The following is a 22286-nucleotide window of genomic DNA, read 5'->3' as shown; positions in this document are numbered from 1 at the left end:
AGCCGCTCTGCAAACGGTGCGCTGCGCTTATTGCACCCTATGTGTTTCGTCAATTCGATGGGGCGGTGTTGCTGAGCGCCATGCCCCGTCACCAAGGCAACAAAAGGGGCGAACTGCGTCCCGAATTCTTTATAATGCCCCCCTTTCAAATCGCCGGACCCGGGTTCGGCGCGCGCTGATGGCTGGCTACGTCATCAGGCAGATCATCAGGATTGAGAAACGGTTATGCATACTCTGGAACAGCTGCGCGCAGGTGAACTGTGCGGTGCCCGCCATCTGAAGCTCTCTGAAAACCTGACGGAGTTCCCCACCGAGATTTTGAGCCTGAAAGAGACGCTGGAGGTGCTGGATCTCACCGGCAACCAGCTAAGCGCGCTCCCCGACGAGCTGGCCGGGTTTGGCAAACTGCGCATTATCTTCTGCTCCGAGAACCGCTTTACCGAGCTGCCCGAGGTGTTGGGGCGTTGCCCGGCGCTCACCATGGTGGGTTTTAAGGCCAACCGGATTGCTACCGTCTCGGCCAGGGCGCTGCCCGCCGGTTTGCGCTGGCTGATCCTGACCGATAACGCAATTGAGCAGCTGCCCGATGAGCTGGGCCAGTGCGACGCCCTGCAAAAGTTGATGCTGGCGGGCAACCGCCTGCGCGAGTTGCCGGCCAGCCTTGCCAACTGTCGCAATCTGGAGTTGTTGCGTATCGCTGCCAACCGCATCGAACGTTTCCCCGAGTGGCTGCTCTCGCTGCCTCGCCTTTCATGGCTTGCCTACTCCGGCAACCCCTTTAGCGAAGGGGAAGAGGCGCGGGCCATCGATGATGCCCATGTCGCGCCCCTTGCTTGGGAGACGCTGGCGCTGGGCGAGCTGCTGGGGCAGGGAGCATCCGGCGTTATCCATCGCGCCACCCTTGGTAATACTGCTGATGAAGTGACTCAGGCCAGCGACAGAGGCGATGGCAGTCAGGTGGCGGTCAAGCTGTTCAAGGGGGCGGTGACCAGCGACGGGCTGCCCCGCTGCGAGATGGCGGCATCGCTGGCGGCAGGCACTCATCCCAACCTTATCAAGGTGATAGGCAAGGTGACGGATCACCCCTCCGGCATTCCGGCGCTGGTGATGGAGTTGATCGACCCGGCCTTTGCCAATCTGGCCGGGCCGCCGAGCCTGGACTCCTGCACCCGGGATGTCTATCCCGAGGGGCTGCACCTGAGTGTGCCAGATGCACTGGCGATGGCCCATGGCATCGCCTCGGTGGCGGGCCATCTGCACCGCGCGGGCATCATGCACGGGGATCTCTACGGTCACAATATTCTGTTTACCCGCGGGCCTGACACGCCGGCTCGCGCCCTGCTGGGGGATTTTGGTGCCGCTTCCTTATATGAACGCAACAGCGATGAACGCAGCGAGCGCGAGCGGGCTGTGGGCCTTGAACGACTGGAAGTGCGCGCCTTTGGTTGCCTGCTGGAAGAGCTGTTGGCCCATTGCGATACGCAAGACTCAACGCTTGATGGGTTGCATCAGCTCAAAGCGGCCTGCCTCTCGGAACTCCCCGCCGAACGCCCTGATTTTGCTTATATCGAGCGCCAGCTGGCGGCCGCTCGCGCCACGTTGTCGTGACCTTTCTGGCGTTGGCAGGCACGGTTTGGCCTGCCAATGCCATTCCTTTCATTGATTCATTCATTGCCATACACCCATGACGTTTTTGCATGGGTTGGTATGCCTTGTCCGTTATAAACGCAGCCAATTGCGAACATTGCGACAGCGAGGCGCACGGCAAGGTGACGTCCCGTCATTCGCCCGATAACACCCAGAGGCTGCGCGGCAAAAAGGGGAGGGCAGAGGGTTGCGCGGTGCCGGTTAAGTTGTGATATTGAGGCATCTTTAGTACAGAAGGGTAATAACGATGGAAGCTGCGTTTTGGCATCAGCGTTGGGAAGAGAACCGGATTGGCTTTCATCAGGCGGACTTCAACCACTGGCTGCAATCCTGGTGGGCGGCCCAGCAAGCGGACGAGCCGGTGCTGGTTCCCCTGTGCGGCAAGTCTCGCGACATGCTCTGGCTGAGCGCTCAGGGTCATCCGGTCGACGGTTTCGAGCTATCGAGCCTTGCCGTCAGTCAGTTCTTCAGTGAAAACCAGCTTGCCGCGACCGTGAGCGAGGTGGGCCCTTATCAGTGTCATCAGGTGGACAGCCTGCACATTTTTCAGGGAGATTTTTTCGCCGCCCCCACGCTGGGTCGCCGTTACCGGCTGGTCTATGATCGCGCGGCACTGATCGCCCTGCCGACCGCGATGCGTCGCCAGTATGCGGCTCTGATCAGTTCGCTGGTCGAGACCGGTGGCCAGATCCTGCTGGTGACCCTCGAATATCAGCCGGAGCAGCAGAGTCAGCCCCCCTTCTCGGTGGGGGAGATGGAGGTGCGAGCCCTGTTCGAGCGGGATTTTCGCATCGAGGTGCTGGGGCGGGCTGCCGAGGTGGATCATCCGCGGGTGCTGGCGGGTCAGCTCTCCTACTTCGATGAGGTGGCCTACCGGCTGGTTCGCCGTGACTGAGTCATCATGCATGTCGCAATAAGCCAAGAGAAAGCGTGATCCAACCCGACAAATCTGTGGGCTGTGCGCACTTCGCTACCTCCTTTGACGTAGATCAACGTGACTGGCGGGGGGAGTGCCTAATATGAGGCTGTTTCTCAATCACTGTTGGCATTGCAACGCAAGTATCGGGTTTATCCCGCTTGCTGATCAGCAACTCAGTGTCTGATTTTCACGCTCATGTTCACTTTTGGCGGCTTTGGTCGCAATTGTTATGGTTTTTCCAGCCGACCCTGATGGGTCGGCTTTTTATTGCCTGCGATTTGCCGTGGGCAGGAAAAAGGGGGGCGAGGCCTGATCAGGCCTCGAAGGTGGCGGCATTGAGCCGAAATGCCTTGGGGTCATCGATAAACTGACCGGTGATCCGCTCGTCATGTTCGTGGCCCTGACCATAGCTGCAGAGGATCAGCCGATCGGAGGTGCGCGAGCGCAGTTGGGTGATAAAGCGCACCAGGTCGGCGCGGCTCAACTTGCCCACCTCATCGCAGACCCGTTCCCGCTGATCAAACCCCAGATCCTTGTTGCCGATGCTCACCCACAGCCGCTGACCGCGACTGCGCAGGTTGGCATCTCGCTCGCTCAGCTGGGCTTGCAGCCCCGCCTTGCTCTCCTGCCACTGCTGCTCGGTAAATTCGAGCATGGCGAGCGGGAAGATATCGATAAATTCCTCCACCGCATCGAGCAGGATCTGCGGCCCCGCTACTGGCGACTGAATGTAGAAGATGAGGCCCGGGTGGCGATTAAGGGGCAGGTTGCCGGCGCCCACCACATAACCGAGCTGCTGGCGGGTGCGCAGTTCATGGAAGAAGGTGGAGGACATAATGTGGTTGGCCAGGGTAAAGCAGGCGAGATCCCGCGCCCGGGTGGTGCGGGACTGGTAGTAGACCAGCAGTGCCGAGTCTTCGTGATCGCAACCCTGCTCGCGAATAAGGGTGCCCCTGTCCTGAATGGAGATGAGCGGGCGGCGGGTCTCGCTGCTCGGCTTGCTGCTGGTGCCATTGATGTCGCTCAGGTGGCGCTCCATCAGGGCGGCCAGCTCCAGCGCTTCGGTGGCAGTCCAGTCGCCGTGCACCAGCGCCTCGACATGCACCTCGCCAAACAGTTGGGCCACGAAGCCGGGCATCTCGGAGAGCTCGACGGTGCGCAGGTGGCGCAGCAGCTGTTCGAACGGCGGGTTGTTCGGTTGCAGCAAACTGGTGAGCTGGTTAAAGAGCTGGGAGATGGGGCGCGCCTTGGACTGGTTGTCCCAGTTGCGGATCAGCGCCTCCTTGATTTCGCTAAAGCGAGCTGGGTTCGGGTAACCCAGGGTGCGGTTGCTGAGGATCATGTCGAGCAACAGCGGCTGCTTGTCGGCAAAGCCGCTCAGGTTGATGGTAAAGCCCCCCTGATGGGCATAGATCTGGTAGCCCAATCCCGCCAGCTCCGCCGGATAGGTGAGGGCGTTGAGATGGTCGGCCAACAGCTCCACGGCGAGGCGCGCCATGGCGATATTGCGCGGATTTTTGACCGCATGCTCGCTGTCGATGGAGATGTAGAGATTGCCCTTGGGCACGCTGAACAGGTGCTCATGGAGGTGCCAGAGGCGAAAACCGGGGCGCTCGATAAGGCAGGCGGGCATGTCGGCGGTAAGCTCTGGTGTGCGCGGATCGAGCCTACTGCTGATAAAGGGGTTGGGCTTGGGCAGCGCCAGTGCCGAGTCCGGTTCGCTCTGCTGCCAGCGAATTTTCTCGGCCTCGGTAATGGTCGTCACGCTGTAGGGGGTCTGATACCAGCGGGCCAGTCGATCGGTCGCCACTTCCGGCGCAGTGATGGTGATACGCAGGTTGTACGGGGTGAGTTTGGCGAGGAAGCGGCGGATCAGCCCCTCGTCATATTCGCGCATCATGTAGTCGCCGTAGAGCAGATCCTCAGGTTTGTAGCTAAAGAGGTTGAGCACCAGTCCCGACACCGTATCGAGGGGGCGGCCGCGCTCCTGAAAACGGAACGCCGATTCGAGCACGGTCCGCTTTTCGTCATAGCGCCAGCTCTGCAGCCCTTCGCGGCCAATCAGTTTCAGATAGCCAAACAGGGCGGCGAGGATGTCGTCCACATGTTCAAGGCCCAGAGGGGTGAGGCCGAAGTTGACGCCAAAATCCTTGAAGTTGGCGCCGCTGATGCCACCGCCCGCCGAGAGCTGGTTGACCCAGCCTTTCGCCTTGAGCAGGGAGAGCAGGCTGCCATCCCCCTCGTAGCCAATCAGATGGCTCAGGAAGGTGAGGGGCTTTTTGTCGTAAAACTCGTCCACATTGGGCAGGGGGAAGCAGAGCGACAGCTTGCGGGTCTCCTTGACCGGATTGATGTGGATGCGCACGCCGAGATCATCGAGCCGGTAGAGCGGCATGGTGAGGGTCGGGGTTCCCAAATTGCGATTCAAAATGGGAGCAAAGTAGCGACAGCACCACTGCAACTGGGTGTCGATGGATTGTGGCGAGATCATCACCAGCGCCATGCGATCCGCGCTGTAGTGGCTTTCGTAAAAACGGATAAGGTCGGCGCGCAGATCCCGTCCCGGCAGATCGGCCAGGGTATCGAGGTTGCCCACCGAGAACTTGGAAAAGGGGTGCGCCGGGTTGACCGTCTCTTTATGCACCTGATAGCTGCGGCGCATGTCGTCCTGCAGCTTGAGGCGATACTCGGAGTCGACCGCGTTGCGCTCCTTGTCCACCCACTCCGGATCAAAGGTGGGACAGATAAAGAACTGGGAGAAGCGATCCAGCCCAGCTTCGAAGAAGCCGTTGTCGATCTCGAAGAAGAAGTTGGTGAATTCGGTGCCGGTCCAGGCGTTGTTGCTGCCGCCATGACGGCTCATAAATTGCTGGTACTCACCAGGCTTGGGGTAGGTGCAGGTGCCGAGAAACAGCATGTGCTCCAGAAAATGGGCCATTCCCTGACGGTCGGCGGGATCGTCAAAATGGCCGGTATTGACCGCCAGCGAGGCGGCAGATTTGTCGGTGTCGGGATCACAAATCAACAAGACCCTGAGCCGGTTGGCCAGCTCCAGAAAATGGTATTGCCGATGGTCATTGGGACTGGCATATGGGCTCATTGGCGTGTGACTCACGTTGGATTTATTTGAATTTAAACATGATTATCGACCCCGCTATCCCGTCAGGCAAACCCTTTTCTGAGAGGTAGCGCAATTGTTTCCACACCCGTGGCGGGGTAAGATCCCCCGGCTATCAAAACAGGCCCGTTGGGCGAGGTTGTAATGAAGATCTATATCATGCGTCATGGCCAGGCTGGCATGAATGCGAAAACAGATGAACAGCGTCCATTGACCGAGCAGGGTATTGAAGAGTCTATCCAGATGGCCCGCTGGCTGGCGCCTCAGCTGATTGGCCCGCTGGATCGGGTGATCCACAGCAACTATCTGCGGGCACGTCAGACTTGGCAAGCCATATGCAGTGAATTACCTGACGCAGCAGCTGTTGAAGAGAGTGGTGACATTACCCCTTACGGCGATCCCGCTTTCGTGGCCAGCTACCTCACCACTTTGGCGCAGCAACATGACCAGATCCTGATGGTCAGCCATCTGCCGCTGGTGGGTTATCTGGTGCAAAGCCTCTGCCCGGCAGCAGGAGCACCCATGTTCGCTACCTCGGGCATCGCCTGTATCGAGTGGCTCGATGGCAAAGGAGCCTTGCTCTGGCTCGAAGGGCCGCATACAATAGGCTAAAAGTTAATAAAAAGTTATAGATTGAATTTTTTGGGAAGAGATGGGCGAGTTTTCCGGATTTTTATAAATATTTTACGGAATTAATTCGCAGAAGCTGCTGTCATACGGATACAACTGCAAGAGGTTGCAAACGATGAGAGTGTTCAAGAAGTACCTGCCACTGATGGTGGCAAAGCATGTCAAAACCTTCTTTAAAGGTCGGATTTACATTCATGGTCGGGGGCGGTTTGATTTCCAATCCGGTTTGTTGCTTATGCCGAATCCGGCGGATATTCCCCACCGCCAGACAGTCATCGAGGTCAACGAGCTGATCTCCAGACTGCACATGGATGCCGCGTGATGCGCTTCTGAACCTGTTTCTGCACTGATATGCCCGCACTTATGCTTGCACTTATGCCCGCACTTTGCGGGCATATTTGTTTCTGGCGGCTGGCGCCACTGCTTGCCTATTAAGGCTTGCTCCTTTGTTTATCTCCCATCGCCCCCTATACTGGCCCGCTGTTGTCTCTTCGGTCTGGATCCTCTCATGCCCCTTGCTTTTATGTTTCCCTTCTCCTGCATTGCCATCTGGGCGGGCAATGGCATCGTCAGCAAATTGGCGGTCGGCGTGTTATCCCCCGCGGCCATGGCCTGGTCGCGCTGGGTGGTGGCTGCGTTGGTATTAAGCCCGTTTCTGGCCCGTCGGTTATGGCGTGCGCGTGCCCGCATTCGTGCCGGCTTTTGGCAGATCGCCATGCTGGCGCTCCTTGGCATGGTGCTCAACCAGACCTTTGGTTACTACGCTGCACAGACCATGGGCGCCACCGAGATGGGGTTGATGATGGGATTGACGCCACTGTTAACTGTGTTGCTCAGCATCTGGCTATTGCGCGAGCGGCCCACCTGGGGTGCCGTGCTGGGGGCGCTGCTCTCCATCCTTGGCTTGTCTATCTTGCTGGGGCAGGGAGATCCGACCCGGCTGTTTACCCAGGGTATTCATATTGGTTCTGTCTATATGCTGCTTTCTGCAGCCACCTATGCCCTTTATAGTGTGCTGCTCAAGAAGTGGGATCTGGGGCTCGATAACTGGTCGCTGCTATACGGTCAGGTGCTCTGCAGTGTGGTGATCCTGACCCCCTTTTTTCTGCTGGTGGATGGTCAATTGCCCGAGGGCCGCGCGCTCTGGCTGATCTTCTATGCCGGGATCCCCGCGTCAGCACTCTGTCCCTGGCTCTGGATGCAGGGGATCACCCTGCTCGGCGCTAATCGTACCGCTATTTTTATGAACCTGTTGCCAGTGATGACGGCTGGCCTTGCCATCACCCTGCTGGGAGAGCAGTTGACCAGTTATCACCTGATTGGCGGGGGATTGACCCTGCTCGGGGTCTTGCTGGCGCAGCTGCTGATCAAGCCTATGGTGCTGACGCGCCGAGCAAGAGGAGCTATGGTGCCTTGTCCTGAGAAGTGAGTCGATTCACGGCTAAAGCAAGGCTACCAGTAAAAAAGCGCCTGCGTTACTGCAGGCGCTTTCATAGGGTCAACGAGCGTTGGCGTGATGGTTTACTGTGCGATCAGATAGAGATCCTTGCTATACACCACATCTTGCGGATTGTGGTGTGGATACCCCTTGACGAAGGGCTTGAGCAGCCGCGATTTGACCGAGAAATAGATAGGCGCGATGGGGGCATCGGCGTCGATCACGGCTTCTGCCTGCTGGTAAAGGGCATTGCGCTCAGCCGGGTCGAGTGCATCGTGAGCCTTGGCCAGCAAGGCATCATACTCTTTGTTAAACCATTTGCCGCTGTTGGCGCTGCTGCTGGATGTCATGATATCGAGGAAGGTCGAGGCATCGTTATAGTCCCCGTTCCAACCATAACGGCTTACCCCGAAATCCCCCTCATTGAGTGCAGACACCATGGTCTTCCACTCCATATTGTTAAGTTTGGCGGTGACCCCGAGGTTGTGCTTCCACATAGAGGAGATAGCCAGCGCTATCTTCTTGTGGCTCTCATTGGTGTTGTAGAGGATATCTACCGTCAGGGGCTTGCCCGGGCCATAGCCTGCTTCTTGCAACAAGGCTTTGGCCTGTTTGATCCGCTCATCACGACTGAGCAGCTGACTGGCCGGTTTTTTTAATTCAAAACCGTCCACGATGGGCGGGGTGAAGCTATATGCGGCGATTTGTCCCTGTCCCAGGATCTTGTCGGTAATGGTTTCCCGGTCGATCGCCAGTGAGAGCGCCTTGCGTACTTTCGGGTCATCGAACGGTTTGCGCTGGGTATTGAAGACATAGTAGTAGCTGGCCAGGGTGGGGACGCTAACCAGCTCGTCCGGGCTCTGGTTCTTGAGCTGTTTGTACTGCTCAAGGGGGTAGGTGGTGTAGTGCAACTCACCAGTGCGGTAGCGATTATAGGCTGCTGTTTCTGAGGTGATCTCCAGATAGACCACCTTGTTGATCACGGTATTGTCATTATCCCAGTAATGGGGATTACGCTCGGAGGCCAGCCGCTCGTTGGGGGTCCACTCCTTGAGCACGAACGCACCATTGGAGACGATATTGCCGGGCTTCACCCACTCCTTGCCAAATTTTTCAATGGTGGCCCTGGGGGCCGGAAAGGTGGTGTAGTGGGAGAGGGTCTTCAGGAAGAAGGGAACTGGCGTTTTCAAGGTCACCTGCAGGGTGTGGTCATCAAGCGCCTTGATGCCCAACGCATCCGGACTCATCTTGCCCTGGGTCACCTCGCTGGCATTGGCAATTCCCATCAATTCGATAAACCAGGCGTAGTTGGAGGCGGTCTTGGGGTCGGCCGCCCGTTGCCAGCCGTAGACATAATCGGCGGCGGTGACCGGCTCGCCGTTAGACCACTTGGCCTCGGGCCTCAGTTTAAAGGTGTAGATGGTACCGGTGTTGTCTACTTCGTAGCTGACGGCGCCAGCGGGCTGGGTCTTGCCTTTGCCATCCAGTACATAGAGTCCTTCAAACAGATCGTTGACAATGGCGCTCCCGGCGCTCTCTTCCACCAGCTGGGGGTCGATGGTGGCGGGTTCGGCACCGATATTGGTTACATAGATTTGTTGGGCGTCCGGCAACAGTTTGGTGCCAGCAGGGACCTGGGCAGCCCAGGCGGGAAGGGTAAACAGTCCGGCTACCATGCCGGCAATGAGAGTCTTTTTCATTGATAATCCTTGAGTTTTATTTGCTTCCAAAGCGAAATCAGTGTGCTGGATTGGTGAGCGGATCTCAAGAGGCAATGGCTGGGGGATGAGCAGTCCCACCAGACTCCATTTTCACTGTTCACAGGCCAGTCAGGGCGTGGTTTGCAGCAGATTATTACCACGAATTAAGATGCGAAAAGTTATCGAATGAAGCCCGTTAAAGCGCGCCGGTTACCATCAATCCGGGTGGGGGTGTCTATTTATTAAACCGCTTAATTCGCTGCAAAAACAAAAAACAGGCGTTACATTAGGTTACAAATCAAGGCCGCCGGTGATCGGCATTTTTTTTGCTGACGCCTGCAAACGTTTTCAATGCCAACGGATGCGATCTAAAGGAACAAAAATGCGAAACATGATCACCATGGGTGAGTTCATCGTCAAAAAGCAGGCGGAGTATCCTACCGCGACCGGCGAGCTGACCTCGCTGCTCAGCTCGATCCGCCTGGCTGCCAAGGTGGTGAACCGGGAGATCAACAAGGCGGGGCTGGCCGATATTATCGGTTCCATGGGCGCTGAAAACGTGCAGGGGGAAGTTCAGCAAAAGCTGGACGTCTACGCCAACGAGCGTTTCAAGGCTGCGCTGGAAGCCCGTGGTGAGGTGTGCGGCATGGCCTCTGAAGAGGAAGAGGACTTCGTGGCCTTCGACTCACCACTCTCCCAGAACTCCAAGTACGTGGTACTGATCGACCCGCTCGATGGCTCCTCCAATATCGATGTCAATGTCTCGGTTGGCACCATCTTCTCCATCTACCGTCGGGTCAGCCCACAGGGCTCTGCCGTCACGATTGAGGACTTCCTGCAGCCTGGTAATCGGCAGGTAGCCGCCGGTTACGTGGTCTATGGCTCTTCCACCATGCTGGTCTACACCACCGGCTTTGGCGTCAATGGCTTTACCTACGATCCCTCCATCGGTTGTTTCTGCCTCTCCCACGAGAACATCCGCATTCCGGAAGAGGGCAAGATCTACTCCATCAACGAGGGCAACTACATCAAGTTCCCGGACGGAGTGAAGAAGTACCTCAAATATTGCCAGGAGCGCGACGAAGCCACTCACAGGCCCTACACCTCCCGCTATATCGGCTCCCTGGTCTCCGATTTCCATCGCAATCTGCTCAAGGGGGGGATCTACATCTATCCGTCCGGCACCAACTCCCCGAACGGCAAGCTGCGCCTGCTTTATGAGTGCAACCCCATGGCGTTTCTGGTGGAGCAGGCTGGTGGCAAGGCCTCCGATGGCTTTGGCCGGATCATGGATATCCAGCCCACCGCGCTGCACCAGCGTACCCCTTATTTCGTTGGCTCGACCAAGATGGTGGAGCGCGCCGAGGCCTTTATGCGGGAGTTTTCCTCCCATGAAGATCCCGCCAAGGCCTGATAGTCAGAGGGGTAGGTTGGTGCTGAGCGCAGCGAAGCCCAACATTTACCTGTGCGGTGTCCTCTCCCCCTGGGATAGGGCAGGGTAAGGGGAATGGTCTTCAGTGCCTCCCTCATCCCCGACCCTTCTCCCACAATGGGGGGAAGGGAGACGCTAGTCACCAGCCAACATAAACAGAACGGGAGCCGATTTGGCTCCCGTTTTGGTTGGCGTTATCTGTTTGGCTCGCCGCTAGCACGGCAAACACTCACAGGCTGTTGTTGGCCAGATCTGCCAGCAAACCATCCACCAGTTTCAGGCGCATGGCGCGATCCTGGGTCGGCACCTGGAAACGCAGCCGGGTCGGCCCGTCCATCTTGTAGACCCGTGGCTGGCTGGAGAGCAGTTTGACCAGATAGGCCGGATTGACACGGGTCTCCTGGGTGAAGTCGAGATAGCCACCGCGCTCGCTCATCTCCACCCGGCGAATGCCAAGGGCAGTGGCACGCTGACGGAAGGCCGCCAGCTCCAGCAGGGTTTTGGTCGCCTCAGGCAAGAGACCAAAGCGGTCGATCAGCTCCACTTTCAGCTCGCGCAGCTCCTGCTCGTCCGCCGCACTGGCGATCCGCTTGTACATGGAGAGGCGCATATTGACGTCCGGAATATAGTCGTCCGGCAGCAGTGCAGGCAGGCGCAGCTCCACCTCGGTGTGCTGGCTCATCAGCTGCTCCAGCGATGGCTCCTTGCCATTTTTCAGCGCCTCGACCGCCTGCTCCAGCATCTCCATGTAGAGGGTGAAGCCGACCGATTCGATCTGGCCGCTCTGATCGTCGCCGAGTAGTTCGCCTGCGCCACGGATCTCCAGATCGTGGGTCGCCAGCGCAAAACCGGCGCCGAGATCTTCGAGGGATGCAATGGCCTCGAGGCGTTTGGCCGCATCCTTGGTCATCAGCTTGGGATGGGGGGTGAGCAGGTAGGCATAGGCCTGGTGGTGGGAGCGGCCAACCCGGCCTCGCAGCTGGTGCAGTTGGGCGAGCCCTAGGTGATCCGCCCGATCCATGATGATGGTGTTGGCGCTCGGTACGTCGATGCCGGTCTCGATGATGGTGGTACAGACCAGCAGGTTGAAGCGCTGGTGGTAGAAGTCCGACATCACTCGCTCAAGCTCACGCTCGCGCATCTGGCCATGGGCGATACCGATGCGAGCCTCGGGTACCAGCTCCGCCAGATCGGCGGCGCACTGCTCGATGCTCTCCACGTCATTGTGCAGGTAATAGACCTGCCCGCCGCGCTTCAATTCCCGCAGTACCGCTTCACGGGTCACGGCCGGCTCTTGCTGGCGCACGAAGGTCTTGATGGCGAGCCGCTTGGCAGGCGGGGTGGCGATGATCGAGAGGTCCCGCATGCCGGACATCGCCATGTTGAGGGTGCGCGGAATGGGGGTGGCGGTGAGGGTAAGAATGTCCACATCGGCCCGCAGCGCCTTGATCTTCTCCTTCTGGCGCACCCCGAAGCGATGCTCTTCATCGACGATGAGCAGGCCGAGATCCTTGAAGGTGAGCTCGGCGCCGAGCAGCTTGTGGGTGCCGATGATGATGTCCACCTTGCCCTCGGCAAGCTCTTTCATCACCGCGGTCTGCTCCTTGGCGGAGCGGAAGCGGCTCAGTACCTCGACCCGCACTGGCCAGTTGGCGAAGCGGTCGCGGAAGTTGTCGTAGTGCTGCTGCGCCAGCAGGGTGGTGGGTACCAGCACGGCCACCTGTTTGCCGCCGTGAACCGCGACGAAGGCGGCACGCATCGCCACTTCGGTCTTGCCAAAGCCGACATCGCCACACACCAGGCGGTCCATGCTCTTGGCTTGGCACATGTCCCCCAGCACCGCGTTGATGGCATTGAGCTGATCCTCCGTCTCCTCAAACGGGAAACCGGCGGCAAACTGGCGATAGGCCTCTTTGTCGTGCTTGAAGGCAAAACCGGCGCGAGCGGCGCGATGAGCGTAGACATCCAGCAACTCGGCTGCCACGTCGCGCACCTTCTCCGCCGCCTTGCGCCGCGCCTTGCTCCAGGCCTCACCGCCGAGCTTGTGGCTCGGCGGATTATCCGAACCGGTATAACGGCTGATCAGGTGCAAGCTGGTAACCGGTACGAACAGCTTGTCGCCACCGGCATATTCGAGGGTGAGGAACTCGGTCGGCAGGCCGCCGGCGTCGATGGTCTCGAGCCCCAGATAGCGGCCTACCCCGTGATCCAGATGGACCACCGGTTGGCCCTGGGTCAACTCGCCCAGATTGCGGATCACCGCATCCGAGCTTAAGTTCTTGTTCTTCTCCCGCGCCCGCTTGCTGCGGATCTTGCCGCCAAGCAGTTCGGTTTCGGTGATGAGAGCCAGCTCATCTTGTCCCGGCTCCTGGAGCAAAAAACCACGCTCCAGCGGTGCTACCAGTAGACCATGACGGGCCTTGCTGGTGAGGAAGGCGTCGAGTGATGGGAACTCTTTAGGTTGCAGCGCGCTGCGTGCCAGCAGATCGCCGAGCACCTCCCGCCGCCCTTCGGACTCCACCGCAAACAGGGTGCGCCCGGCAAAGCGTTGCAGGAACTGGTCGAGTGCCAGCAAGGGTTGCTCCTTGCTGTGATCGAGTTGCAGATCGGGCAGCGCCGAGATGGGCAGATCGTGCTGACCCGCATCACCAGCGGTGGCGGCCTCTTGCAGCCGCGCAGCACCATATTGGCCGAGGGAGGCAAAGAGCTGCTCCACCGGCAGATAGAGCTGCGCCGGTGGCAGCAGGGGGCGACTATTGTCCCAACGCCTCTCTTCATAGCGCTGGCCGATGTCATTCCAGAAGCGCTGGGCGGCGGGGTAGATATCCCCCACGGTGAGCAGCAGGGTATCTTCCGGCAGATAGTCAAACAGGGTCGCGGTTTGATTGAAGAAGAGCGGCAGATAGTACTCGATGCCGGCTGGCCAGCGCCCCTTGCTCACCTCCTGATAAACGGAGCCCTCGGCGCGAGAGATCTCGAACTGTTCCCGATATTGACCGCGAAACAGCTCGATGGCCCCTTCGTCGGTGGGAAATTCCCGGGCGGGCAACAGGCTGACCGTCTTGACCGGTTCGCTTGAACGCTGGCTCTCGGGATCGAACGGACGGATAGAGTCCACCTCATCATCGAAGAAGTCGATGCGGTAGGGACGATGGCTCCCCATGGGGAACAAGTCGAGCAAGGAGCCGCGGGCGGCAAACTCGCCATGCTCCAGCACCTGATCCACCGCCACGTAACCCGCTTCGGCCAGGCGTCCGCGCAGCTGTTGCAGATTGAGACGCTGACCGGCTTTCACCATCAGACTGTATTTGTCGAGATAGGCGCGCGGCGCACAGCGCAGCATCAGGGTGGAAATGGGGATGATGAGCACCCCATCGCCCATCTGCGGCAATTTGTAGAGGGTCTCGAGGCGCTGGGAGATGATGTCCTGATGGGGGGAGAAGGTGTCGTAGGGCAGGGTCTCCCAGTCCGGAAACAGCAGCACGGGGATCCCTTGCTCTGCCAGCAAATAGTGCAATTCCTGTTCGAGGCGAAGGGCACTTGGGGTATCGGCGGTCACCAGCAGGACGGGGCGTTTTGCCTCTTGGGTGAGGCGAGCTGCCATGAGTGAGAGACTGCTGCCGACCAGCTGGCCGAGCGTGATTTTTTGGCCCGCTTTGGCGGGCCAGGCGGGAATTGTCATTGGCATGGTTCGATTCTTTTAACGTTGACGTTATCTGTCGCTGACGTTGGTTCTGGTTAGCGCTGGCGACCCTGGGCGCGCTGCTTCAACTGTCTTGATTGCACATGGAGGCTGGCACGCACCAGCAGTTCACGATCCTCTTCGCGGATCCTGGCGTAATCCAGGGTGACCTGGATGCCGTGCTCACCCTGGTCCAGTTGCTTGACCCGGCCATAGCAGTAAATGGCGGCAGCCTCCTCGCGCAAGAAGATCTTGAGTCGCACAATTTGCTGCAGCGCTAGCGGTTTGCCGTGCCCCTGATGTGGATGCAGATAGGTGAGTTGACCGGCACCAAAGCGCAAGGTCTGGAAACGATGCTCGGGGCGATCCTGTACCGACAGCACATACCCCATGATCATGTCGATTTTGCGCGATTGCTGATTGATGATCTCAACCAGGTCATGTATCTGGTCGTTCTGATTGCGCATCAGGCGACTGGTCACCAGATCGATGGAAGTAATGGTCGAGGAGATCCGAAAGGGCTCCGGCAGCTCAGCGTCCAGCTCCTCTAGCGAAGGCAGGGTGAAGTCAGCCGGCATGGGGATCACATTGACCGGCGTGGTATGGGTGACGCTGAAGAACTGTTCCTGCATGGAGGCTATCCCTTGTTGTCATGGACGGTTTCCCTTTATTATCCGGTATCTTATTTTGTTGGCAACGTACATATCCTTGAAGACCGGACTTTTTCAGCCCCTTTCGCTGGCCATCGGCCTGCGTTATGCAGGCTCGAAGCGCAGCAATCGCTTCGTCTCATTTATCTCCCTGTTCTCTACCTTCGGCATCGCCATCGGGGTTGCCGCCCTGATGGTGGTCATTTCGGTGATGAACGGTTTCGAAGGGCAGCTCAAAGGGCGCATCCTCGGGGTGATCCCCCATGTGGTGGTGACCAATCCGGCTGGCCGCATTGATGCAGACCCGCAAGGGTTGCCGGACTTGGCCAAATTACCCCATGTGGTTGCCTCTGCGCCCATGCTCGACAGCGAAGGGATGCTGCAAAGTCCCGGCCAGCTGACCGGGGTGAGCGTGCAGGGAATCGATCCCGCCCAGTGGCCCAAGGATGACATCCTGCACTCCCAGATGCTGGGGGGGCGCCTTGATACCCTGCAGACCGGTCACTACCGCATCGTGCTGGGGCAGGGAGTGGCGCGACGCCTCAATGTCTCCATCGGTGATCAGGTTCGCCTGATCCTGACCGAAGGAACCCGTTTTACCCCGTTTGGTCGGGTACCGGCCCAACGTCTCTTTACCGTCACCGGCATCTTTGGGGTCGGCGCTGATGTGGATAACCAGATTGCGCTGATCGCGCTGGGAGATGCCCAGCGGCTGCTGCGACTGCCGCCAGAAACCGTCGGTGGTATTCGTCTCTGGCTCGATGATCCGTTTGCCGCTGATGAGGTGGTCAAGACGCCGTTGCCCGACGGATTGATCTGGCAGGATTGGCGCCGCGAGCGGGGCGAGCTGTTCCAGGCGGTCGCCATGGAGAAACGGATGATGGGGCTGATGTTGGTGCTGATCATCGCCGTCGCCACTTTCAATATCCTCTCCGCGCTGGTGATGGTGGTGACGGACAAGGAGGGCGAAGTGGCCATCCTGCGCACCATGGGCATGGGTGAAGCGGAGATCGTCAAAATCTTTATGGTGCTCGGTGCTTCCAGCGGGGTGATTGGCGCCCTGTTTGGTGGCCTGGCAGGCCTTGCGCTCTCCCTCGGGCTCAACCCTCTGCTCAATGCGGTGGGGCTCAACCTCTATATGGCGGCGGGCGGCAGTGGCCTGCCGGTGATTGTCGAACCGGCTCAGGTCATCACCATTTTGCTGGGTGCCGTGTTGCTGAGCTTCAGTGCCACCCTCTATCCGGCGGCCCGCGCTGCGCGGGTGAAACCCGCCGAGGCACTGCGTTATGAGTAATGCCGTGCATAATACATCTTCTGTTGTTACCCCCGGTGCGAGTACCGGCGTTGTTACTGGTGCCTCTGTGGTCACTGGCGTAAGTGGAGCCCCTGTTATGAATGAAGCCGTATCCCGTGAACCTCTGCTGCGCTGCCGGGCGCTCAACCATGTCTATAAAGAGGGGGAGCTGGAGACGCAGGTGCTCAAGGGGATCGATCTCTGCGTCGCGCCCGGTGAAATGCTGGCGGTGGTGGGGAGCTCGGGCTCCGGCAAGACCACTCTGCTGCATCTGATGGGGGCCCTTGATAACCCCTCCAGCGGCGCCGTGCTGTTCAAGGGGGAGGATATCCACCAGTGGGACAGCCGTACCCAGGCCCGTTTTCGCAACCGCGAGCTGGGCTTTGTCTACCAGTTTCACCACCTGCTCTCCGAGTTCAGTGCCTTGGAAAATGCGGCCATGCCGCTCTTGATCGCCGGTGAGTCGGTGGCGGTTGCCACCGAGAAGGCGACCAAGATGTTGGGGCGGGTGGGGCTCTCCCATCGCCTCCATCACCGTCCTTCCGAGCTCTCTGGCGGTGAACGCCAGCGGGTGGCGATCGCCCGGGCGTTGGTCAACGAACCGAGCCTGGTGCTGGCAGATGAACCCACCGGCAATCTGGATCACGCCAGTGCCACCGCGGTGTATGAACTGCTGTGTGAACTGAACCGTGAACTGGGGACCGCCTTTGTGGTGGTGACCCACGACTTGAGCCTCGCGGCCAAGCTCCATCGTCAGGTGACCCTAGTGAGCGGCGTGATGGCGGAGGTTGCCTGATGTTCAAACCGCTGCCCCTCTTTCTGGGCCTGCGTTACAGTCGATCCCGCCGTCGCAACGGGTTTATCGCCTTTATCTCTGCCTCTTCCCTGATCGGTATCGCCCTCGGGGTAATGGCGTTGATCCTGGGCCTCTCTGCCATGAACGGTTTCGAGCGGGAGCTCAAAGATCGGGTGCTTTCTGTGGTGCCGCAGGGGGAGCTGGACGCCGTCGAGCGGCCGCTGCCGGATTGGCCCCGCTTGCGTGACTACCTGCTGGCCCAGCCGGGCGTCGAGGCCGCCGCTCCCGTTATTCGCCTCAATGGTTTGCTGGAGCATGGCTCCGCCCTCAAGGGGGTGCAACTGCGGGCAGTGCTGCCAGAGCTGGAAGCCAATCTGTCGGATGCGGGAAAATACATGACGGGCCGCGGCCTGCGTGAACTGCAAGCCGGTGAACGTGGGGTGATCCTCGGCAAGACCATTGCCGACAAACTGGGGGTCAAGGTGGGGGATTCTGTTGCCCTGCTGCTGCCGCAAGGGGGCGATCAGGCGGGGATCAAGAATCCTCGGCGCGAAGCCCTGACCGTGGTGGGGCTGCTGGAAATTGGCGGTCAGCTCGACGGTCTGCTCGGCTTTATGCATCTGGCCGATGCGCAAGGGATCACCGGCATGGGCAGCGATGTGGAGGGCTTTAGCCTTAGGGTAAGCGATGTGCTTAATGCACAAAATATTACGATCGCCGCGGCCCAGCAGTTCCCCCATCACGTCTATATCCGCAGCTGGATGAACAGCCAGGGTTACCTCTATCAGGACATCCAGATGGTGCGCACCGTCATGTATGTGGTGATGCTGATGGTGGTGGCTGTCGCCTGCTTCAACATCGTCTCCACCCTGGTGATGGCGGTGAACGAGAAGCGCAGCGAAATCGCCATCCTGAAAACCATGGGGGCGAGCCCCGGCCAGATCCGGCTTACCTTCGTCATTCAGGGGATGGTCAACGGTGTAGCCGGTGCCCTGCTTGGCGCCCTGCTGGGCGGGCTGCTATCGAGCAAGTTGACCCAGATCCTGGGTGTCATCGAGAAGCTTATTGGCCACCGCTTCCTCAATCCGGATATCTACTTTATCGACTTTTTGCCGACCGAGTTGCATATGCAGGATCTGCTTATCGTGACGGGCGCCGCCATCCTGATGAGTCTGGTGGCAACCCTCTATCCTGCCTGGCGGGCGAGCGGTCTGGTACCGTCCCGCGAGCTGGGTCACTGATACGCTGAGCCAAGTTGCAACAAGTAACGAAGGGCCCGCCGGTGTTAAACCGGCGGGCCCTTCTGTTTTTTGTCTGTGTGTCGATGTGGTGAGCGGGCTTAGTGGGCGTTCAACTCGTCGAGCGGTAGCGAGAAGCTCGGTACAAAGATATCGATAAAGTAGCGCATTTCGTCGCTCATCCTGGCTTCCAGCATGGCTTCGAGGCGCTTGCGCGCCGGTTCAAACTCCCGGTTGCCCACGCTTAACTCCTCCAGGCATTTGGTATAGGCGCAGAGCGTGTCCGCATCCTTGACCAGCCTGGCCAGCTCCTCATCCTGAGCTGCTGAATCGAGCAGGGGGCGAAAGTCATCGACCAGTTCTGGCGGCAGCATGCCGAGCAGGCGCTGTTCGGCGGCCAGCTCAATCTTCTTGTACTCACGGGCAATTTCGGGGTTGAAGTATTTGACCGGGGTGGGCAGATCGCCGGTCAGCACCTCGCTGCTGTCGTGGTAGAGCGCCATCACGGCGGCGCGGTCGGCATTCACGTTGCCGCCAAACAGCCGGTTTTTGATGATGCCGAGGGCATGGGCCACCATGGCCACCTGCAGACTGTGCTCGGCGATGTTTTCCGGCTGGATATTGCGCATCAGGGGCCAGCGGTAGATGAGCTTCATGCGGGCAAGATTGGCGAAAAAGTGGCTGGATAACATGATGGCCTCAACAAAAGCGAATAGAAAAGGGCAGACCCTAGTCTGCCCTTTTTTTCGTTGCAGGGCAGCGTCTGCCCGCGCATTTCCCGCAGTTAGCGGATATAGCGGCCCGATTCCGCCTCCTGATTGGTCACAATCATCTGGCCGATGGGCGCCAGGCTGATGAGTGCCAGCTTGAGGTGCTGGATGCCGAACGGGATACCGATAATGGTCACGAAGCAGGCCAGTGCGGAGGCAATGTGGCCGATGGCCAGCCAGATACCGATCAGCACGAACCAGAGGATGTTGCCAATCAGCCCCAGGGAGCCGGTGCCGATATCGCTCTGACCGGTCATGGTCTTGCGGTTGACCGCCTGCTTGCCAAACGGGAAGAAGGTAAAGGTGCCAATGACGAAGCAAGCTCGTCCCCAAGGGATGCCGATGAGCGAGATAAAGCAGAGCAGACCGGCCAGCCACCAGGCCAGTCCCATAAAAATACCTCCCAGCACAAACCAGAGCAGATTGAACAAGAAGCGAAAAAAGGCCATGTGGGTGACTCCAGATCATCAAATTGGCTGCCACCATAACGAGGGAGGGGGAGGGACGCAATGGTTGATTGGTGCAATCCTTGTCTGGCCGGACAAATTAAGTCGCCATGCGGGTTCGTGGTCCGGCTGAGGTGGAAAAATGAGTGATAAAACGGCAGTTGGATGAAAAAAGGTGAGCAAATGCAAAATATTCACCTATCAATGGTTGAACTCGGGCACGGGTCTCCCCATATAAAAGGCAGTTTTGCACGAATTGTGCTTGCACTCCGCGCAATGTGGGGGATGTGTGGCTCGACTCGACCAAAGTGCGCCGCTATAATGCCGCGTCATATTTTCTCATCACAAAGACATATCGTTGTCTTTATAAACAGGAAGACTCCGGGCTTTGCCCAGGGGCAATAAAGGGTCAGCACACAGTGCTGAGTTGAACGAGGTAGAAGAATGCAAGTTTCTGTAGAGACAACCCAGGGTCTGGAACGCCGTCTTACCATCACTGTACCGGCTGCTACCGTAGACGCCGCTGTGCGTAAAGAATTGAATGGCCTGGCCAAAACTCGTCGCATCGACGGTTTCCGTCCTGGCAAGGCTCCGGTTGCCATCATCAAGAAGATGTTCGGCGCCATGGCTCACGCTCGCGTTGCTGATGAAATGATGCAGAGCAACTTCATCAAAGCCATCATCGAAAACAAACTGAGCCCGGCCGGTGCCCCTACCATGGATCCGAAAGAGATCCAAGAAGGTCAGGATTTCGAATTCACCGCCACTTTCGAAGTGTATCCGGAGTTTGAAGTTGCAGGTCTTGAGACCATCAAGGTCGAGAAGCCGGTTGCAACCGTGAAGGATGAAGATCTGGCCAACATGATCGACACCCTGCGCAAGCAGCACGCTACTTGGGCTGATGCCGATGTTGCCGCTGCCAATGGCATGCGTGTGACCATGGACTTCGTCGGTTCCATCGACGGTGAAGAGTTCGACGGCGGCAAAGCTGAAGGCTTCAACCTGGTGCTGGGCGCTGGCCGCATGATCCCGGGCTTCGAAGACGCCATCCTGGGCAAGAAAGCGGGCGACGAGTTCACCATCGAAGTGACCTTCCCGGCTGACTACCATGCTGAAAACCTGAAAGGCAAAGAAGCCAAGTTCGCTTCCAAGCTGATCAAGGTTGAAGAGCAGATCCTGCCTGAGCTGACCGAAGAGTTCGTCAAGCGTTTCGGTATCGAAAGCGGTTCTGTTGAAGAGCTGAAAGCCGAAGTGCGCAAGAACATGGAGCGCGAACTGGCTCAAGCCCTGAAAAACAGCGTCAAAGAGCAGGTTCTGAACGGTCTGGTTGAAGCCAACCTGATCGATCTGCCGAAAGCAGCTGTTGCTCAAGAGATCGATGCCCTGCGTCAGCAGGCGCTGCAGCGCTTCGGTGGTTTCCAGGGCGGCAACGCTCCCGAGCTGCCGGCTGAACTGTTCCAGGCTCAAGCCGAGCGTCGTGTACGCGTAGGTCTGCTGCTGGGTGACGTGATCCGCACCAACGAGATCAAGGCTGATGATGCCCGCGTAACCAGCATCATCGAGTCCATGGCGACTGCCTACGAAGATCCGAAGGAAGTGATCGAGTACTACCAGAAGAACGAACAGATGCTGAACGGCGTTCGTAACCTGGCAGTTGAAGATCAAGCCATCGACCTGATCCTGTCCAAAGCGCAAGTGACCGAAAAAGAAGTTGCCTTTGACGAAGTGATCAACAAGTCTGGCGCCGCTGCCTAAGAACATTTGACTTAAGGTCAAGACTGTTAAGTATAATGGCTCGTGTGATCTCCACTCGGGCCATTTTATTTTAGGGACAATGCCTTATGTACAAGAACTATAACGATATGACCGATTCTCCCAGCAATGCGCTGGTCCCCATCGTGGTCGAACAGACTGCCAAGGGTGAACGTTCCTATGATATTTACTCCCGTCTGCTGAAAGAGCGGGTGATCTTCCTGACCGGTCAGGTTGAAGATCACATGGCTAATCTGGTGGTTGCCCAGCTGCTGTTCCTCGAGTCCGAGAACCCGGACAAGGACATCTATATCTACATCAACTCGCCGGGTGGTTCGGTGACGGCTGGCATGTCGATTTATGACACCATGCAGTTCATCAAACCGAACGTCAGCACGGTATGTATGGGCCAAGCTTGCTCCATGGGCGCCTTTCTGCTGGCTGGCGGTGCCAAGGGCAAGCGTTTCTGCCTGCCGAACGCCCGCGTGATGATCCACCAGCCGTTGGGCGGTTTCCAGGGCCAGGCATCTGATATCCAGATCCACGCCCAGGAGATCCTGAAGATCAAGAATACCCTGAACGAGCGTCTGGCCTTCCATACCGGTCAGGAGATGGCTACCATCGAGCGCGATACCGACCGTGACAACTTCATGTCCGCCGAGCAGGCCGTGGCCTATGGTCTGGTAGACGGTGTCCTGAGCCAGCGTAGCTGAGCAGGGTGTCCCGGTCTGTTGTAAACTCAACAGGCCGATCCATCCTCTATTGATAAAACGA

Annotated in this window: 17 protein-coding genes; 11 read left to right on the top strand and 6 right to left on the bottom strand. The window is 58.5% G+C overall.

The genetic code is table 11. The features are described from left to right. Nucleotides 1–225 precede the first annotated feature (225 nt). Nucleotides 226–1608: a leucine-rich repeat-containing protein kinase family protein gene (locus tag BN1117_RS18045; RefSeq protein WP_040099636.1), complete on the top strand. Its 1383-nt coding sequence runs from the start codon at nucleotides 226–228 to the stop codon at nucleotides 1606–1608. Nucleotides 1609–1894: 286 nt separating this feature from the next. Continuing rightward, a complete protein-coding gene (locus tag BN1117_RS18040) occupies nucleotides 1895–2542 on the top strand; it encodes a thiopurine S-methyltransferase (RefSeq protein ID WP_040099635.1) in 648 nt (215 codons plus the stop codon). Between the two features lie 337 nt (nucleotides 2543–2879). On the opposite strand, the gene BN1117_RS18035 is transcribed toward BN1117_RS18040, so the two are convergent. Continuing rightward, nucleotides 2880–5666, bottom strand: a complete 2787-nt coding sequence (locus BN1117_RS18035; RefSeq protein ID WP_040099634.1) for an insulinase family protein — start codon at nucleotides 5664–5666, stop codon at nucleotides 2880–2882. Nucleotides 5667–5828: 162 nt separating this feature from the next. Between BN1117_RS18035 and sixA the strand changes: the two genes are divergently transcribed. From sixA to BN1117_RS18020, 3 genes are all read left to right on the top strand, one after another. Then, on the top strand, nucleotides 5829–6296 hold the full coding sequence (sixA, locus tag BN1117_RS18030; RefSeq protein ID WP_040099633.1) for a phosphohistidine phosphatase SixA: 468 nt from the start codon (nucleotides 5829–5831) through the stop codon (nucleotides 6294–6296). 133 nt (nucleotides 6297–6429) lie between these two features. Continuing rightward, nucleotides 6430–6636, top strand: coding sequence for a DUF1107 domain-containing protein (locus BN1117_RS18025; protein WP_040099632.1), 207 nt, complete (start codon nucleotides 6430–6432; stop codon nucleotides 6634–6636). 186 nt (nucleotides 6637–6822) lie between these two features. Next, nucleotides 6823–7743, top strand: a complete 921-nt coding sequence (locus tag BN1117_RS18020; protein WP_040099631.1) for a DMT family transporter — start codon at nucleotides 6823–6825, stop codon at nucleotides 7741–7743. Between the two features lie 92 nt (nucleotides 7744–7835). On the opposite strand, the gene BN1117_RS18015 is transcribed toward BN1117_RS18020, so the two are convergent. Continuing rightward, nucleotides 7836–9452: a peptide ABC transporter substrate-binding protein gene (locus BN1117_RS18015; protein WP_040099630.1), complete on the bottom strand. Its 1617-nt coding sequence runs from the start codon at nucleotides 9450–9452 to the stop codon at nucleotides 7836–7838. Nucleotides 9453–9834: 382 nt separating this feature from the next. On the opposite strand from BN1117_RS18015, the gene fbp reads away from it, so the two are divergent. Further along, on the top strand, nucleotides 9835–10866 hold the full coding sequence (gene fbp, locus BN1117_RS18010; protein WP_040099629.1) for a class 1 fructose-bisphosphatase: 1032 nt from the start codon (nucleotides 9835–9837) through the stop codon (nucleotides 10864–10866). 247 nt (nucleotides 10867–11113) lie between these two features. Here fbp and mfd read toward each other — a convergent pair whose 3' ends face one another. Then, nucleotides 11114–14566, bottom strand: coding sequence for a transcription-repair coupling factor (gene mfd, locus BN1117_RS18005; RefSeq protein WP_040099628.1), 3453 nt, complete (start codon nucleotides 14564–14566; stop codon nucleotides 11114–11116). Nucleotides 14567–14622: 56 nt separating this feature from the next. Continuing rightward, nucleotides 14623–15198 (bottom strand): hypothetical protein, encoded by a 576-nt coding sequence (locus tag BN1117_RS18000; protein ID WP_040099627.1) that lies wholly within the window; start codon nucleotides 15196–15198, stop codon nucleotides 14623–14625. Nucleotides 15199–15274: 76 nt separating this feature from the next. Between BN1117_RS18000 and BN1117_RS17995 the strand changes: the two genes are divergently transcribed. The 3 genes from BN1117_RS17995 (at nucleotide 15275) to lolE (ending at nucleotide 18547) form a co-directional block, all read left to right on the top strand. Continuing rightward, nucleotides 15275–16510 carry a lipoprotein-releasing ABC transporter permease subunit gene (locus tag BN1117_RS17995; protein WP_040099626.1) on the top strand — a complete coding sequence of 412 codons (1236 nt, stop codon included), beginning with the start codon at nucleotides 15275–15277 and terminating at the stop codon, nucleotides 16508–16510. 97 nt (nucleotides 16511–16607) lie between these two features. After that, nucleotides 16608–17306: a lipoprotein-releasing ABC transporter ATP-binding protein LolD gene (gene lolD / locus BN1117_RS17990; protein ID WP_040099625.1), complete on the top strand. Its 699-nt coding sequence runs from the start codon at nucleotides 16608–16610 to the stop codon at nucleotides 17304–17306. Continuing rightward, nucleotides 17306–18547 carry a lipoprotein-releasing ABC transporter permease subunit LolE gene (gene lolE, locus BN1117_RS17985; protein ID WP_040099624.1) on the top strand — a complete coding sequence of 414 codons (1242 nt, stop codon included), beginning with the start codon at nucleotides 17306–17308 and terminating at the stop codon, nucleotides 18545–18547. Before lolD ends, lolE begins: the two co-directional genes overlap by 1 nt. Before the next feature lie 98 nt (nucleotides 18548–18645). Here the strand turns inward: lolE and yfbR are convergent, their stop codons facing one another. Continuing rightward, nucleotides 18646–19236, bottom strand: a complete 591-nt coding sequence (gene yfbR, locus BN1117_RS17980) for a 5'-deoxynucleotidase (RefSeq protein WP_040099623.1) — start codon at nucleotides 19234–19236, stop codon at nucleotides 18646–18648. Between the two features lie 92 nt (nucleotides 19237–19328). Continuing rightward, nucleotides 19329–19763, bottom strand: coding sequence for a YccF domain-containing protein (locus BN1117_RS17975; RefSeq protein WP_040099622.1), 435 nt, complete (start codon nucleotides 19761–19763; stop codon nucleotides 19329–19331). 441 nt (nucleotides 19764–20204) lie between these two features. On the opposite strand from BN1117_RS17975, the gene tig reads away from it, so the two are divergent. Continuing rightward, entirely contained in the window at nucleotides 20205–21515 is a 1311-nt protein-coding gene (gene tig / locus BN1117_RS17970) for a trigger factor (RefSeq protein ID WP_040099620.1), read from the top strand. Nucleotides 21516–21601: 86 nt separating this feature from the next. Further along, the gene (gene clpP / locus BN1117_RS17965; RefSeq protein ID WP_040099619.1) at nucleotides 21602–22225 is read left to right on the top strand and encodes an ATP-dependent Clp endopeptidase proteolytic subunit ClpP; all 624 of its coding nucleotides are present in this window, start codon (nucleotides 21602–21604) and stop codon (nucleotides 22223–22225) included. Nucleotides 22226–22286 lie beyond the last annotated feature (61 nt).

Source organism: Aeromonas australiensis (assembly GCF_000819725.1).
In the GTDB taxonomy this organism is placed as follows: domain Bacteria; phylum Pseudomonadota; class Gammaproteobacteria; order Enterobacterales; family Aeromonadaceae; genus Aeromonas; species Aeromonas australiensis.
The sequence above is the reverse complement of the archived record's forward strand: the minus strand, read 5'-3'. Positions and strand labels throughout refer to the sequence as shown.